Genomic DNA, 16187 nt, shown 5'->3' with positions numbered 1-16187 from the left:
GGGCTGTCCATGGCCCAGGAATGGTATAAAGTTGATAACGTGGCCAAGGTGTTTCTGGCAACCAATACCCGCCGCGACCCGCGGGTCTTCCGCATCTCCTGCACCTTGCAGGAGCAGATCGATCCAGAATTGCTGAACGAAGCCCTGCGCGTCACTGCGCCGGAATGGCCGCAGTTCCAGGTAACGCTGCACCGTGGTTTATTCTGGCACTATTTTGAATCCACCGACCAGCTGCCCACCTGCCACCCCGAGGACAAAGCCCCCTGCGCACCCCTGTATGTGCCGGAGCGCCGCAATCGGCTGATCTACCGCGTGACCTATTTCGGCAGCCGCATCAATCTGGAGATGTTCCATGCGTTGACCGACGGCAACGGCGGGTTCCTGTTTTTAAAGTCCATCGTCCGCAACTATCTGGCGCTGGTTCACCCCGCCGAGATGCAGGACGTGCCCACTCCCAACAGCGCTTCTGCCGCTGCCCTGGAGCAGGATAGTTTCCGCAACTTTTACGGTGCTACCAAGCGGGAGGGCAAGGCCCCCAAACTGCCCAATGCCTACCACCTGCGGGGCAAGCGCCTGCCGTATGACCAGCTGCAGTTTTTTGAGGGACATTTAAGCACCAAAGAGGTGCTGGCCCGCGCCCACGAGCTGGGCGTCTCTCTGACCAGCTATCTCGGCGCTTCGCTGATGCTGGCCATCTATGCTGAGATGCCCGCCCTGGAGCGCAGCAAGCCCATCGCCATCAGTCTGCCGGTCAACCTGCGCAATTACTACCCCAGCGAGACGGCCCGCAACTTTTTCAATTCGGTCTATGTCATCCTGACGCTGACCGAGACCGACACGATGCAGACGGCGGCCGCCGCCTTTGACGCCCAGCTGAAAGAAGCCTTGTTGCCCGAAAACATCAAGGCACAAATGGACGAGTACGAAAAGCTGGAGCATGTACCCGGCATCCGCCCGGTGCCGCTGGTTGTCAAAAACCTGACCGTAAAGTTCTTTACCGCGCTGGAGAAAAAGCACGTCACAGCGGTCATCTCCAACATGGGCCGCGTCACGCTGCCCGATGCGATGAAGCCGTACATCAAGCAGTTCGCCGCCTTTTCCAGCTGCGAGGATCTGTTTACCTGTGTGGCATCCTATGGGGATGATCTGGTGCTGGGCACGGCGTCGTCCCACCGCAGCACCAACGTATTGCGCCGGCTTTACCGCGGCTTTGCCGAGGCCGGGCTGCAGGTAACGCTGTATGCAACGGAGGTAGAAAAATGAAGACCTGCCCGCATTGTCATATCCAGGTGGGCGGCGACACCGGCTACTGCCCGCTGTGCCAGAACCGCCTGCACGGGGAACAGGGGAGTCCCTGGTTCCCGCCCACGGCACCGCGCATCCACCGCGCCAGCCTGTTTTATAAGATCGTTGCTTTTGTTGTGCTTGCCCTGACTGTCGTTGCCGGGGCGATCGACTTCCTGCTGCTGGACACCGCCCACCTGCATTTCAGCCTGCTGATACTGGTGTGGGGCGTAGCCGGGCTGTCTGTGCTGCGGGTGCTTCTGCGCCGCCGCTACAACGGTCCCCGGCTGGTGTTCAACCTGCTGCTGCTCGTCTCGGCGCTCATCGTGTTTACCGACTGGTTCACCGGCTATACCGGCTATAGTCTCGACCTTGTGGTGCCGATTTTGTGCAGTGTAACGCTGGTATGTAATTTTATCTTTGCGTTTCTCCACAGCCGGTTCACCGCCAACGCGCTGGTGTATCTGCTGATGAACATCGGCGTCGGGCTTTTGCCGTATATCCTGCTGTTTTTCCGCATCGACCGCGGCCGCATCGACGGCCACAGCATCCCCTGGGTCAACTGCCTGATCATCAGCGTGGTGACCTTTCTGGGGCTGGTCATCTTTAAGGGGCGCGACCTGCGCAGCGAGATCGCCAAGCGGCTGCATCTGTGAAAATTTGTAAAAATTGCGAAAAGGGTAGCGTAAGCGCCCGAAATGGTGTACAATAGCAGGTACGCGTTTTTATCTTAAGTTCAACCTCCTATCGGAAAGGATCAGCCAATGGCAGGCAAAACGAAACAATCAGAACCCAAAATGCGGCTGGATCTCCGGGCAAAAATGTACATTGTGCTGGTCATTTGCAGCCTGATGCTGCTGGCCAGCGTAGGTGTTGCCTTTTTCCTGGTGGGCGGGTTCGGAAGCAGCGAGGACGCCGCTTCCGACTCTGCCGTAGAGCCTGAGTCCATCATTACCGAGAGCGGCTACAATAAAGAGGAAAACACCATCGACACCACGGCCTACTCGGCCACCATCCTGCCGGAAAGCAGTGATGCGGGCCAGACCTATGTGGACGAAACGCTTTTCCTGGGCGACAGCAATACCGCCCGCATGTACCGCATGTTCGACTTCTGCACCTACGATAACGCCATCGGCTCGGTGGGCATGAGCGCCAAGAGCCTGGCCACCTACGCCTGCGTGGAGCTGAACAACTCCGGCAGCTACGTCACCATGGCCAAGGCTGTGGCAGGCATGCAGCCCAAGCGGGTCATCATCACCTTTGGCACCAACGACCTCAACCCCAGCTACAAGGCGGCTGATTTTGTCAAAAACTACCAGACCGGCATTGAGAGCATCGTCGAGGCATACCCCAGTGTGGACATCCTCATCAACGCCATTCCGCCGCTGGGGCAGCAGCACTCCAACCAGAGCCTGACCCAGACCCAGGTGGACGAGTACAACAAGGCCCTCGTCGAAATGTGCAAAGAGAAGGGCTGGAAGTTCCTGAACAGCGCCGAGGTGCTGAAGGACTCCGCCACCGGCTACGCCAAGAGCGGCTATGTGGAGTCCAGCGACGGCATCCATCTGACCCGTGCAGCTATGGAAGCGCTGTTTGACTACATCCGCACCCACAGCTGCATTACCGAGGATGACCGCCCCACCGTGACGAAAGTTGCCAAGCACACCGGCGAAAAGGACGTGGTGACGTATACCACGCCGGTCGTGACCAGCACCGAGACCTCCGAGCCGGAATCCGAGGAGACCTTGGACAGCGAGGATGCCTACGAGTACATTGAAGTGACCCCGACGCCGGAACCGACCGTCGAGCCGACGCCCACCCCGGAACCGACGGCTGAACCCACACCGGAACCTACGCCTACACCTACGCCGACACCTACGCCGACGCCGGAGATTATCATTACGCCGGAACCCGCCCCCACCCAGGAGCCGGAAGTGACCTCCAACCCGGAAACACCGGATAACAGCGGCGAAACGCTCAACCCGGACGGCCAAAACGCATAAAAATAAAGGCAAGTGCAAACAACATGCACTTGCCTTTTCTTTGTATTTCTTTATATCTTTATATCTTTATGCTTCTTCCGGCAGGTTCCGCAGCTGGTGCAGGGTCACGCCGTCCACATATTTGTTGATAAGATCGTTCAGCCCGCTCCAGAAATCCAGCGTGTGGCACTGGCCCCGGCGGGGGCACTCAACGCTGGAGGCCAGGCAGGGGATAGCCGTCAGCTCGCCTTCCACCGCACGCAGGATCTCGCCGGCAGTGATCTCGGTATCCGGGCGGGCCAGGCGGTAGCCGCCCTGGGCACCGCGCACGCTAAGCACCAGCCCGGCCTTGGTCAGGGGGGTCACGATCTGCTCCAGATATTTTAAGCTGATCTGCTGTGCGTCGCTGATTTCCTTCAGTGGCACAAGGGCATCGGCACCGGCGCGGTTGGCCAGTTCCACCATCAGCCGCAGGGCATAGCGGTCACGGGTCGAAAATTTCATACAGGGGCTCCCCTTTCAAGTTGTGTGACTATAGCAAATAGTATAGCATCTTTGTAGGAATTTGGCAAGTCCATAACCTGCCAAACCGGTGGGTTTGTGTAATTTGTCAAAATTGCAACGTTCCTGCATAAATGTGCAGGGAAAGTGTTGACATTCCCGTAAAAGGGGCGTATACTGCAAACATCAAAGCCAGCCGGGTGCTGAGCAAATCTTGAGGAAAGGGGTACACGACCATGAGCCGCAGCAACACTATGATGATGTGCATGTGCATGTGCAGCTTGCTTCGGCAGTCTGTGCCTGTTTCCCCGTGCGCAAAATCTGGCGCATAAGGGTAGCATGCAGCAGGGCGCCGAAGCGATTCGGAGCCCTGCTTTTTTCTTGTGGCAGCATGCCGCCTTTACCGCTTTGATAAAACCGAGGGAGGAACTTGTATGACTGCGATCTACAAACAGCCCGGTGTGCGAATGTGCCGCTGTACTTGTTGAGGGACATGACTGCCGGAACCAACACATTCACACATGAAACCACACATGAAAAGGAGACACCTACTATGAAAAAGCTGATTTCTGTTGCCCTGGCCGGTACCCTGGCCCTGAGCCTGGCCGCCTGCGGTTCTTCCGTTTCCTCTTCCGCTGCTGAGAGCACCGCCCCCGCCGAGAGCGAGGCTGTTTCCACCAGCGAGGCCGCCTCTGAGGAGACCACCGACCTGGCCGGCACCACCCTGAAGGTTGCCGCTTCCCCCACGCCCCATGCCGAGATCCTGAACGCTGCCAAGGACATCCTGGCCGAGCAGGGCATCACCCTGGAAGTTGTCGAGTTCAGCGACTACGTCCAGCCCAACCTGGTCACCGAGAGCGGCGAGGTCGACGCTAACTACTTCCAGCACACCCCCTACCTCGAGAGCTTCAACGAGGAGAACGGCACCCATCTGGTCAGCGTCGGCGCCATCCACTACGAGCCGTTCGGCATCTACCCGGGCAAGAGCAACGACCTGGAGAACATCGCTGACGGCGCTACCATCGCCGTGCCCAACGATACCACCAACGAGGCCCGCGCCCTGCAGCTGCTGGCCGCCCAGGGCATCATCACCGTCCGTGACGGCGCTGGCCTGACCGCTACCGTCAACGACATCGAGGAGAACCCCCACAACGTCAAGATCGAGGAGATCGAGGCTGCTCAGCTGCCCCGCACCGTCGCCGACGTTGACTTCGCCGTCATCAACGGCAACTACGCAATGGAGGCCGGCTTCTCCGTCGGCACCGACGCCCTGGCCATCGAGGATGCTTCTTCTGAGGCTGCCCAGACCTACGCCAACGTTCTGGTCGTGAAGGAAGGCAACGAGAACGCCCCCGCCATCCAGGCCCTGTACGCTGCCCTGACCAGCGACACCATCAAGGACTTCATCAACAACACCTACGACGGTGCCGTTGTGCCTATCTTCTAATGAAAAAGTTAAAAATCCTTGCAACCTGCCGGGATGTAGTGTAAAATTGATAGCGAATGGGTTTTGCCGCCCATTCGCTATCTTTGTAAAGAATAAGGGGAGAGACCCATGATCGAACTGCAACACCTGACCAAACGCTTTGCCACGCAGGGCGGTACGGTCGTCGCGCTAAATGATATTAACCTGACCATTCAGGATGGCGACATCTACGGCATCATCGGCATGTCCGGCGCCGGCAAGTCCACGCTGGTGCGGTGCATCAATATGCTGGAGCGCCCGGACGAGGGCAAGGTCGTTGTCAACGGTCGCCAGATGCAGGAGCTGTCTGCAGCCGAGCTGCGTGCCGCCCGCCGCGAGATCACCATGATCTTCCAGCAGTTCAACCTGCTGATGCAGCGCACCTGCCTGCGCAATATCATGTTCCCGATGGAACTGGCAAAAGTGCCCAAGGAAAAGGCCGAGGCCCGCGCCCGCGAGCTGCTGGAGCTGGTCGGCCTGCCTGATAAGGCCGAAGCTTACCCGGCCCAGCTTTCCGGCGGCCAGAAGCAGCGCATCGCCATTGCCCGTGCGCTGGCTACCGACCCCAAGGTGCTGCTGTGCGACGAAGCCACCAGCGCCCTGGACCCCAACACCACCCACGCGATTTTGGAACTGATCCGCAAGATCAACAAGGAGCTGGGCATCACGGTGGTCATCATCACCCACCAGATGAGCGTGGTCGAGGAAGTCTGCAACCGTGTAGCCATCCTGGACAACGGCACCGTGGTGGAGGAGGGCGAGGTCCAGGCGATCTTCAGCCATCCCTCCAGCGCCGCCGCCAAGCGGCTGGTGTATCCTGCCGGTGCCCCCAAAGCCGAGAACCTGCCCGGCCACAAGCTGGTGCGCGTTGCCTTCGGCGGCACCCAGACCACCGACAAGCCGCTGGTGGCAAGCCTTGCCATCGAGTGCGGTGCCCTGGTCTCCATCATGGGTGCCGACACCCGCATCGTCAACGGCCAGACGCTGGGCAGCATGCTGCTGGCCCTGCCCGAGGACGAACACGCCGAAGCCGCGCTGGAGTACATCAAGAACTATCCTGGCATTACCTATGAGGAGGTGAACAACTGATGGCTGAATTTTTTGCAGGCAAAGATTGGCAGACTTTTTTGCAGATCCTGCCCACCATCCCGTTTGAAACCTGGGAGACTGTCTGGTCCACAGTTGTTGCCACCCTGCTGGCGCTGGTCATCGGCCTGCCTTTGGGCGTGCTGCTGGTCACCGGCGAACCCAACGGCATCCGCCCGCTGCCCAAGTGGGTCATGGCGCTGCTGAACGGCCTGATCAACCTGCTGCGCAGTGTGCCGTTCCTGATCCTGATGATTATTGTCATCCCGCTGTCCCGTTTGATCGTGGGCACCTCCATCGGCACCGTAGCTTCCATCGTGCCGCTGGTCATTGCGTCCTTCCCGTTCGTCTCCCGTCTGATCGAGACCAGCATACGCGAGGTCGACCCCGGCGTCATCGAGGCCGCCCAGAGCATGGGCGCTACACCTTTGCAGATCATCACCAAGGTGATGGTGCCTGAGAGCATGCCCAGCCTGGTAGCCAATATCACCATTGCGGCCACCACCATCATGGGCTACGGCGCCATGGCCGGTATCATCGGCGGCGGCGGCCTGGGCAAGATTGCCATCAACTACGGCTACTACCGCTTTAACGTGGTGCTGGAGTTCTTCGCCACGGCGCTGCTGGTGGTGCTGGTGCAGATCTTGCAGACCGCAGGCACCAAGCTGGCCGTCAAGTGCGATAAGCGGATCCAGAAGTAATTGTTTTTATGATAAGAAAAGCTCCCGAACATTAAAAGTCCGGGAGCTTTTGTTTTTAAATGGCTGCGCCGTGCATTACCCCCTTGGGAGGGAGGCTTTCACTGTATTACAGCTTCTTCACTGCCTCGATCAGCGTCTCCACATTCTCGGCCTTGGTGGCCCAGCTGGTGCAGATGCGCACGGCGGTGTGGGTCTTGTCGGGCTTACCCATATGGGTCATGGCAAAGTCCTTGCTCAGGACCTCGTGCCATTCGTCCGGCAGCACAAAGAACTGCTGGTTCGTGTAGGAATCATGCAGCAGCTTCACACCCTTTTCCTCAAAGGCTTTGCGGATGGCCATAGCCTGGCGGTCGGCCTCGGCAGCCAGGGTAAAGTACAGGCTGTTGCCGGTGCCGTCCTCGCCGTCCAGCAGGGCCAGGAACTGCTCACCCAGCAGGCGGCCCTTGGCCAGCATGCCGCCGTGCTGCTTGATGGCATAGCGGAAATCCTCTTTCAGCGTGTCGTTGGTGATAACAACGGCCTCGCCAAACAGTGCGCCGCACTTGGTGCCGCCCAGGTAGAACACATCGCACAGGGCGGCGTAGTCCTGCAGGGTCAGGTCGTTGGCTTCGCTCATCAGGCCGTAGGCCATGCGGGCGCCGTCCACAAACAGGTACAGCCCCAGCTCATAGCAGGCGGCAGAGATGTCGGTCAGCTCGGCCTTTGTGTAGAGCGTGCCCACCTCGGTGGGGTTGGAGATGTAGACCATACCGGGCTGCACCTCATGCTCGTGGCTGGCGTTGGCGCGGTGTTCTTCCACCGCATGTCGGATCTGCCGTGCCGTGATCTTGCCGTTTTTATTGGGCAGGGCCAGGCACTTGTGGCCGGTGGCTTCTACTGCGCCGGTCTCGTGTACATGGATATGGCCGCTGTCGGCGCACAGCACACCTTGCCAGGGCTTGAGGGCCGCATCGATGACCGTCAGGTTGGCCTGGGTCGCACCTACAAAAAAGTGCACGGCGGCATCCGGGGCGTCGCACAGGGCGCGGATCTTGTCCGCAGCGGCGGCGCAATAGCTGTCCTCGCCATAGCCGGGGGTCTGGTCAAAGTTGGTCTTTTGCATCAGTTCCAGCACCGCGGGGGCAGCGCCTTCGCCGTAATCACATTCAAAACGAAGCATAAAAGCTCTCCTTTTCTCACTTTTTCGCTGTTTTTTATTATAACACCGGGGTGTACGCCTTGCAACCCTGCAAAATTACAGGTATAATAGCTGGTGCGTGTTTTATTGTAAACCCATACGGCAATATCACAAGAAAAGAGGCTTTTTATGGATTCTGGCAAACAGCGAGAGGGCTTTGCTTCCCGCCTTGGTTTCATCCTGGTCAGCGCCGGCTGTGCGGTCGGCATTGGCAACGTGTGGCGCTTTCCCACGGTAACGGGGCAGAACGGCGGCGGTGTGTTCGTGCTGTTCTACCTGCTGTTTTTGGTGCTAATGGGCGTGCCTGTGCTTACCATGGAGCTGGCCGTGGGCCGCGCCGGGCACAACAGCGCGGTAAAAGCCTACAAAGCGCTGGAGCCGAAAGGCACCAAGTGGCACCTGCACGGCTGGGTGTGCATGATCGGCTGTGCGCTGCTGATGATGTACTACACCACGGTAGCCGGCTGGATGCTGGACTACTTCTTTAAGTTTTTGACCGGCCGCTTCACCGGCCTGACCCCCGACGCCTCAGCCCAGGTGTTCAGCGATGCGCTGGCCACCCCCGGCGAGCAGGTGCTTTGGATGGTGGTCATCACCGTGCTGGGCTTCCTCGTCTGCCAGAAGGGTCTGCAGGGCGGTCTGGAGCGCATCGGCAAATGGATGATGGGCGCTCTGCTGGTGCTGATTCTGGTGCTGGTTGCCCACAGCTTTGTGCTGCCCGGCGTCAAGGAGGGCCTGGCCTTCTACCTGCTGCCGGATTGGCAGCGCGCCTGCGAGCAGGGGCTTGGCAACGTCATCACCGCCGCGATGAACCAGTCCTTCTTCACTTTAAGCCTGGGCATTGCCGCCATGGAAATTTTCGGCAGCTACATGGACCGCCGCTTTACCCTGACCGGTGAGGCCGTGCGCATCTGCGTGCTGGACACCTTTGTGGCCATCTGCGCGGGGCTTATCATCTTCCCGGCTTGCTTTTCCTTCGGCATCTCGCCGGATGCCGGCCCCAGCCTCATCTTTATCACGCTGCCCAGTGTGTTTATCAACATGCTCGGCGGCCGCATCTGGGGCACACTGTTCTTCCTGTTTATGACGTTCGCCAGCTTCTCCACCGTCATTGCGGTGTTCGAGAACCTGATTGCCTCCTGCATGGACAACTTCGGCTGGGACCGCCGCAAGACCTGTCTGATCGGCTGCGTCGCGCTGATTTTGCTGGGCCTGCCCTGCGCTTTGGGCTACAACGCCTGGAGCTTTATCCAGCCCATGGGCGCTGGCAGCACCGTGCTGGATTTCGAGGATTTCCTCGTCAGTAACCTACTGCTGCCCGGCGGCAGCCTCATCTACCTGCTGTTCTGCGTCACCCGCTGGGGCTGGAATTTTGACAACTACCTGGCCGAGTGCAACACCGGCAGCGGCTTCAAGATGCCCTGCTGGCTGAAGAACTACTTCCGCTTTGCACTGCCCGTGCTGATCCTGGTCATTCTGGTGCAGGGGCTGTAAAACCTCATACTTAAGGCAACACCGCACAATTCCCGCCTGACGGCTTAAGCACCGCTCCGGCGGCTGCGGCACGGCATCTACGTTGCCAAAATGCTCGATAAGACATCCAGTATTATCTGCGCTTTTGGCTTAGCAACTGCCGCACCTCGCTCGCCGTATCGGCACTTAGAATTATGCGGTATTGCCTTAATAAATAAGCAAGCCCCCATGTCCGTGCCGGCATGGGGGTTTTGTTTTACCGAAATTGCGGTTACAAGGGTGGTCGCAAAGTACTCTTATATATAAATAACTTGAATACCAGTTCGTACTTTTGCTTCCGGTTATTTACAAAATAGTACGTACTTATGTATAATATATCTCTAATAAACCTTTTGTTATATTTTAAAACATATAGTTTATTAACAACATCATTTGCATTTTATACGTATATACGTACTTTATTATGTGTGAGCCTTTGCACTAAAAACTACTATTCAAGTAATCAGGTATATAAGGCAGCACCGCATAATTCTAAGTGCCGATGCGGCGAGCGAGAAGTACAAGCTGCTAAGCAAAAAGCGCAGATAATACTTTGTGTATTATCGAGCATTTTTGCAACGCAGATTGTGCTTCGCAGCCGCAGCAGCGGTGCTTAAGCTGTAAAGCGGGAATTGTGCGGTGTTGCCTTAAGGAAACCCTGCAACTACTTTCCCGGCAGAGGGAGCCCAGCTTGTCGAAAAACTGCACTTTCCTTTGCAGCACACGTAGGGGCGCGCATTGCTCGCCCCTATTTAGCATGTTCTTCCAGCCACCGCTGCATCTCGGCTTTCATCCCGGCAAAAGCCTTCGCGGTGTCCGGGTTCTCGGTCTTAAAATCCAGCAGCTTCCACAGCCAGCCTTGCTCGGCTACGGCGCGCAGGCTTTCTGGGTAGCACAGCTCAAATACAAACGAAGCATGCCCCACGGCGTTATCGGCAGGGTAGTGGTTCAGTGTGCGCAGTACGCAGTGGTGCTCGTAAAAGGCGTCCAGCACGGCAGGGGAGACCGGGCTTTGCCGCAGCGCTTCGGTGCTGACGTTATAAATTTGCTCCATCGGCGTTTCCACGTTCACCCGCAGAATGTCGATTTTGTCCGCGTCCCGCAAGATCTGGCAGAACATCCGGGTGCGGTCGTCCATCTCCTCCGGCAGGCGATAGGCGTTGTGCAGGCGGATGGCCGTGCGCAGCAGCGCGTCCTCGTCGGTGCCGGCGATGTAGTCCCGCAGGCGGCCCTCCTCAAACAGCACGGTCACGCTCATCAGGGCGTGGTCGATGGACTTAGCGTCGATAAACGTGCCGTAGCGGCGCAGCTGCTCGAACCGGCCCACATCGTGCAAAAGGCCGCACAGCCAGGCCAAATCGACATCTTGCGGGGGCAGGGAAAGACTGTTGGCGATGCGCTCACACAGGGCGGCCACGCGGTAGGTGTGGTCGATCTTCAGCTTCACTTTCGGGTCGGCGGCGTTGTAATGGGATGTATATTCGGCAAATGCCTGCCGGGCATGGGGCCGGTCAAGCGTCATAAAATCACCTCTGGTCTATTGTAGCACATGGGGCGCGGGGTGCAAAGCACATTCCGCACAATATTTTTCCAATTTTTACGGCGCATTTCGTGCAAAAAGTCGTAAAAATCCTTGACAAATCGCCTCAAAACGACTATTCTTTAACTATACAAATACGCCGGAAGGTGGTGTGCGCAATGAACGCTAAGGGAGATGCCAACCGAAGTGTGCGCCAAACCAAGCAACGACTGTACGAAGCCCTGGTCCATCTGCTGCAGCAAAAAAGCCTGCGGGAGATCACGGTGCGGGAACTGACCGAGCTTGCCGGGATCAGCCGCGGCACCTTTTATTTCCACTATGCCGATATTTACGCCCTGATGGAACAGATGGAGTCTGTCCAATTGGCGCGGCTGGAAAGCCTGATGGATAACCTGATCCCCAACATCAGCCGGGAGGATGTTCCCCCCGCGCTGACCGCGCTTTTCAGCTACATGAACGACAACCCCGAAGTCTGCCATGCCTTCTACGGCAAAAACTGGGAGTCGGACTTTACCCGCAACGCCAAGGAGCTGATCGCCCGCCGCTGCTTAGGGCAGCTGCAGGCCAACGGCGGCGGCACCCAGCGCCAGCAATATCTGCTGGCCTTTGCGGTAAACGGCTGCTTTGGCAGCATCGTAGCCTGGCAGGATGCCGGCTGCCAGCCCCCGCCGGAGGAAATGGCCGCCATCACCTGGCAGGCCATCCGCGCGGTGAAGGAGTTGTTGTGACAAGGCAGATACAAAAAGGTTTCCCTTGAGGGGAGCCATTTAAACAGCCGCAAATTTCCGTTGCTTTTCGCATCCAATTGCGGTATACTTTTAACAAACCGTCCCCCACTTTCCGGGACATTGTAAAGGAGAATATCTGAGATGGGATTTTTTGATTTTCTGAAAAAGTCTGCTGAACCCGCTGCCCCCGCCGCCCCGGCTTTCCCGCTGGTGCTGGCTGCCGATGCCAAGGGTGCCGTGGTGCCGATGGAGCAGATCCCCGATGAGGTTTTTGCACAGGGCATCCTGGGCCAGTGCTGCGGCATTGACCCCACCGAGGGCAAGGTCTACGCCCCCATCGACGGCGAGATCACCCAGGCCCCGGACAGCGGCCACGCACTGGGCATCCAGGGCATCGGCGATGTCGAGGTGCTGATCCACGTCGGCGTGGATACCGTCGAGATGAAGGGCGACGGCTTCAGCCCCAAGGTCAAGGTGGGCGATAAGATCAAGAAGGGCGACCTGCTGCTGGAGATGGATCTTACCAAGATTGCCGCTGCCGGCCACCCCGCTGTGGTCATCACCGTCATCACCAACACCGACGACTTTGCCGGTGTCGAGGTCGTTGCTTCCGGCACCGTCGAACCCGGCGCAGACCTCATCAAGATCAGCAAATAAACCTGCTTATCCCCGGGCGTACCTTGCGGTGCGCCCCTTTTTTTGTTACAATAGGCAGTAGAATCTTTATAATAAAAGGAAGTACCAATATGAGTGCAATTTTAGCCGTCTGCGGCGATGCCTTCTGCGCCATGGTCAGCGATGGCCGCTATGTCGAAGAGCCTATCACCGGCGATAAGCCCCACATCATCAGCGACGAACTGCCCAAGGTCCGCAAGGTGAACCGTAATGTGCTGGTGGGCTTTGCGGGCGACACCCTGGCCGCTGTGCAGATCATCAACGCGCTGGACCAGTACGACGTGCGTTACCTCACGCTGGAAAAGGTCGTCAAGATCCTGTGCGAGAAAGCCCCCGCCGTGACCACCCAGCCCGTGGGCGTGCGCCTGCTGGTGGGTGGCCGCAACCGCAAGGGCCAGTTTGTGCTGACCACCTTCGGCACCGCCGACAACTACCAGCCTGACACCCAGCCCGCCCGGCAGGGTGCCTACCTCATCGAGGGTGCCGCCTCCCACACCGAGATCGCGCCCTGGCTGGAACGTGAGGTCAAGCCCGACGCCCCCAACTGGCGCAGCCTGGACGATGTAGCCCACACGCTGGACGCCTGCATTGCCAAGATGGCCGAGGATGACAAGAGCATTAACACCCACTACTTCCGCCAGCTGGTGATGTAAGCGGGGCAGGGGAGTGCCTTGCGTTCCTGCGTGGCCCTTGGTATAATGATTTTGTAAGATTTGCCCTTTGCAAGAAAGGAACTGTAAAATGAAAATCGCATTGATCATGGAAAACAGCCAGGCCGCCAAGAGCGCCCTGGTGGAATCCACCCTGCGCAAGGTCGTGGAACCGATGGGCCACGAGGTTGTCAACTACGGCATGTACGCCGCCGATGACGCTGCCCAGCTGACCTACGTGCAGAACGGCATCCTGGCCGCTGTGCTGCTGAATTCCGGCGCAGCCGACTACGTCATCACCGGCTGCGGTACCGGCGAGGGTGCCATGCTGGCACTGAACAGCTTTCCCGGCGTGGTCTGCGGCCATGTCGAGGACCCCGTGGACGCCTACACCTTTGCCCACGTCAACGACGGCAACGCCGTGGCCCTGCCCTTTGCCAAGGGCTTCGGCTGGGGCGGCGAGCTGAACCTGGAGTACACCTTTGAGAAGCTGTTCGGCTTCGGCCACGGCCAGGGCTACCCCAAGGAGCGCGTGGAGCCTGAGCAGCGCAACAAGAAGATCCTGGACGGCGTGCGCGCCATCGCCTTCCGCGACCTGAACGACATCCTGAAAGACCTGCCCCGCGACCTGGTCAAGGGTGCCCTCTCCGGCGAGCACTTTGCCGAGTATTTCTTCCCCGCCTGCAAGGATGAAAAGCTGGCTGCCACCGTGAAGGAACTGCTGGCATAAAGTTCTTGGGCGGATACAGAATCCGCCCCTGCGGCCGTAAACGCCACGCTCTGTAGGGGCGGCCAATGGTCGCCTGCAGACTGTGCAGCAACGCAAACCCCACGGGCGAGCACTGCTCGCCCTTACATTCTCTGCAACAATTTCCCATGTGCCTGCAATTTCTGCGGGCACATATTTTTTTGCAAAATAGCGAAATTTACCGTTGACTAACAGGGGTTAAAATGGTATCCTAATTACAGGTGTGAAGTGTCGCACTTTGCCAAAAAATCATACACAAGTGAGGTGGTTGTCTCAATGGATACCCCCAGTCCCAGTCCTGTGAACCGATGTATTTCCAATAAGGCAGCCATCATATTTTTCACTTTGGGTAAGTCTGACCGCGTGCGGGTGTAGCATGGGGTCTGGCTTTGCGTTGCTATGCTTTGCCCATAAAGCTAAAATGTGTACGGCTGCCGCCTGAAAAGGAGGCAGCTTTTTATGTCTGATACCACGATCGCAACCCTGCGCGCCATGCTGGCCAACCTGGATGATGCCAAAAAGTACCAGAGCCTGCGGGACGTTATGTCCACCCTGCCCGCCCCTGACCTGGCCGCCGTGTTCGAGGACCTGCCGCCGGAGAAGATGCCGGTGCTGTTCCGCCTGTGTCCCAAGGACCTGGCAGCTGAAATTTTTGCCGAGCTGACGCCCGAAAGCCAGCAGAACCTCATCGACGGTCTGACCGATAAAGAGTTGAAGGCCGTTGTGGATGACCTGTTCGTTGACGATGCGACGGATCTTGTCGAGGAGATGCCTGCCAACGTGGTCAAGCGTATCCTGGCCCAGGCCGACCCTGCGACCCGCCGCATGATCAACGAATTGCTCAAGTACCCCGAGGATTCCGCCGGCGGCGTGATGACCACCGAGCTGATGGAGCTGCGCCCGGACATGACCGTGTCCGAAGCCATGGAATCCATCCGAAAAAACGGCGTGGACAAGGAGACCATCAACAACTGCTACGTCACCGACCGTGACCGTACCCTCATCGGCGTTGTCTCGCTGCGGGCACTGATCCTGGCCAAAGACCCCGCCAACGAGAAGATCCGCGACATGATGGACGCCAACGTGGTCAGCGTCAGCACCACCACCGACCAGGAGGATGTCTCCCAGCTGTTCGAGAAGTACGGCTACCTGGCCATCCCCGTTGTGGATAACGAGAAGCGCCTGGTCGGTATCGTCACCATCGATGACGCTATCTCCATCATGCAGGACGAGGCCAGCGAAGATATCGCCAAGATGAACGCTATCGGCCCGTCCGACAAGCCTTACTTTAAACAATCCATGTGGGATCTGTACAAGAGTCGTGCCCCGTGGCTGCTCTTCCTGATGATCTCCTCCACCTTCTCCAGCCTGGTCATCCGCGGGTACGAGGACGCCCTCGCCGCCGTGACCGTGCTGACCGCCTACATCCCCATGCTGACCGATGCCGGCGGTAATGCGGGCAGCCAGAGCACCTCCACCATCATCCGTGGTATGGCCGTCGGCGACATCGAGCCCCACGACCTGCCCAAGATTTTGTGGCGAGAGTTCCGCATCGCCATTCTCTGCGGCGGCACACTGGCCCTGTGCAACTTTGCCAAGCTGATCGTGTTCGACCGCATCGCCGCCCCGGTGGCCGCTGTCGTCTGCCTGACGCTGATCTGCACCGTCATCCTGTCCCAGTTCATCGGCGGCCTGCTGCCCGTCATCGCCGAGAAGTTGAAGGTCGACCCTGCCGTTATGGCGTCGCCGCTTATCACCACCATCGTGGATACCACCACGCTGCTGGTCTACTTCAACATCGCCCGCACCCTGCTGAAAATTTAAAAGTAAATATTGAACATCGTGTTCAATTATGTGCTTGTACCACGCCCCCGGGTGTGGTACAATTTTTTATAAGGCAATACCGCATAATTCTAAGTGCCGATACGGCGAGCGAGGTGCGGCAGCTGCTAAGCCAAAAGCGCAGATAATACTTTGTGTATTATCGAGCATTTTGGCAACGCAGTTGCCGTGCCGCAGCCGCCGGAGCGGTGCTTAAGCCGTTAGGCGGGAATTGTGCGGTGTTGCCATAAGAACAACTTCCTTCGGCCCCCTCTGGCACTTCATGCCACCTTCCCCGTATCGGGAGAGTCTGTCTC

General features: G+C 58.3%; 15 protein-coding genes. 12 read left to right on the top strand and 3 right to left on the bottom strand.

What is annotated here, in order from left to right:
- Nucleotides 1-9 precede the first annotated feature (9 nt).
- The 3 genes from OGM81_01470 (at nt 10) to OGM81_01460 (ending at nt 3287) form a co-directional block, all read left to right on the top strand.
- Complete coding sequence (locus tag OGM81_01470; GenBank protein UYJ43850.1) at nt 10-1263, top strand: hypothetical protein; 1254 nt, start codon at nt 10-12, stop codon at nt 1261-1263.
- Nucleotides 1260-1940: a DUF6320 domain-containing protein gene (locus OGM81_01465; protein ID UYJ43849.1), complete on the top strand. Its 681-nt coding sequence runs from the start codon at nt 1260-1262 to the stop codon at nt 1938-1940. The genes OGM81_01470 and OGM81_01465 overlap by 4 nt, the downstream gene beginning before the upstream one ends.
- A 141-nt stretch (nt 1941-2081) precedes the next feature.
- Nucleotides 2082-3287 (top strand): SGNH/GDSL hydrolase family protein, encoded by a 1206-nt coding sequence (locus OGM81_01460; GenBank protein ID UYJ43848.1) that lies wholly within the window; start codon nt 2082-2084, stop codon nt 3285-3287.
- 66 nt (nt 3288-3353) lie between these two features.
- On the opposite strand, the gene OGM81_01455 is transcribed toward OGM81_01460, so the two are convergent.
- Nucleotides 3354-3770, bottom strand: coding sequence for an Rrf2 family transcriptional regulator (locus OGM81_01455; GenBank protein ID UYJ43847.1), 417 nt, complete (start codon nt 3768-3770; stop codon nt 3354-3356).
- 550 nt (nt 3771-4320) lie between these two features.
- Here OGM81_01455 and OGM81_01450 point away from each other — a divergent pair.
- The 3 genes from OGM81_01450 to OGM81_01440 all read left to right on the top strand — a co-directional run bounded on the left by OGM81_01450 (nt 4321) and on the right by OGM81_01440 (nt 7019).
- Nucleotides 4321-5214: a MetQ/NlpA family ABC transporter substrate-binding protein gene (locus OGM81_01450; protein ID UYJ43846.1), complete on the top strand. Its 894-nt coding sequence runs from the start codon at nt 4321-4323 to the stop codon at nt 5212-5214.
- A gap of 108 nt (nt 5215-5322) precedes the next feature.
- Nucleotides 5323-6321, top strand: coding sequence for an ATP-binding cassette domain-containing protein (locus tag OGM81_01445; GenBank protein ID UYJ43845.1), 999 nt, complete (start codon nt 5323-5325; stop codon nt 6319-6321).
- Nucleotides 6321-7019, top strand: coding sequence for an ABC transporter permease (locus OGM81_01440; protein UYJ43844.1), 699 nt, complete (start codon nt 6321-6323; stop codon nt 7017-7019). Before OGM81_01445 ends, OGM81_01440 begins: the two co-directional genes overlap by 1 nt.
- A gap of 106 nt (nt 7020-7125) precedes the next feature.
- Here the strand turns inward: OGM81_01440 and OGM81_01435 are convergent, their stop codons facing one another.
- On the bottom strand, nt 7126-8178 hold the full coding sequence (locus OGM81_01435; protein ID UYJ43843.1) for an aminotransferase class I/II-fold pyridoxal phosphate-dependent enzyme: 1053 nt from the start codon (nt 8176-8178) through the stop codon (nt 7126-7128).
- A gap of 147 nt (nt 8179-8325) precedes the next feature.
- Here OGM81_01435 and OGM81_01430 point away from each other — a divergent pair, with 147 nt between their 5' ends.
- Nucleotides 8326-9690, top strand: a complete 1365-nt coding sequence (locus tag OGM81_01430) for a sodium-dependent transporter (protein ID UYJ43842.1) — start codon at nt 8326-8328, stop codon at nt 9688-9690.
- 766 nt (nt 9691-10456) lie between these two features.
- Here OGM81_01430 and OGM81_01425 read toward each other — a convergent pair.
- Nucleotides 10457-11230 carry an HD domain-containing protein gene (locus OGM81_01425; protein ID UYJ43841.1) on the bottom strand — a complete coding sequence of 258 codons (774 nt, stop codon included), beginning with the start codon at nt 11228-11230 and terminating at the stop codon, nt 10457-10459.
- A gap of 176 nt (nt 11231-11406) precedes the next feature.
- Between OGM81_01425 and OGM81_01420 the strand changes: the two genes are divergently transcribed.
- The 5 genes from OGM81_01420 (at nt 11407) to mgtE (ending at nt 15873) form a co-directional block, all read left to right on the top strand.
- Nucleotides 11407-11976, top strand: a complete 570-nt coding sequence (locus OGM81_01420; protein ID UYJ43840.1) for a TetR/AcrR family transcriptional regulator — start codon at nt 11407-11409, stop codon at nt 11974-11976.
- 141 nt (nt 11977-12117) lie between these two features.
- On the top strand, nt 12118-12633 hold the full coding sequence (locus OGM81_01415) for a PTS glucose transporter subunit IIA (protein UYJ43839.1): 516 nt from the start codon (nt 12118-12120) through the stop codon (nt 12631-12633).
- A gap of 89 nt (nt 12634-12722) precedes the next feature.
- A complete protein-coding gene (locus OGM81_01410) occupies nt 12723-13304 on the top strand; it encodes a hypothetical protein (GenBank protein UYJ43838.1) in 582 nt (193 codons plus the stop codon).
- 88 nt (nt 13305-13392) lie between these two features.
- Complete coding sequence (locus OGM81_01405; protein ID UYJ43837.1) at nt 13393-14031, top strand: RpiB/LacA/LacB family sugar-phosphate isomerase; 639 nt, start codon at nt 13393-13395, stop codon at nt 14029-14031.
- A 477-nt stretch (nt 14032-14508) separates the two neighbouring features.
- Nucleotides 14509-15873, top strand: coding sequence for a magnesium transporter (mgtE, locus tag OGM81_01400; GenBank protein ID UYJ43836.1), 1365 nt, complete (start codon nt 14509-14511; stop codon nt 15871-15873).
- The last annotated feature ends 314 nt before the right edge of the window (nt 15874-16187 follow it).

It is taken from the genome of Oscillospiraceae bacterium (assembly GCA_025758045.1).
In the GTDB taxonomy this organism is placed as follows: Bacteria; Bacillota; Clostridia; order Oscillospirales; family Ruminococcaceae; genus Gemmiger.
This window is presented reverse-complemented; position numbering and strand designations above follow the sequence as displayed.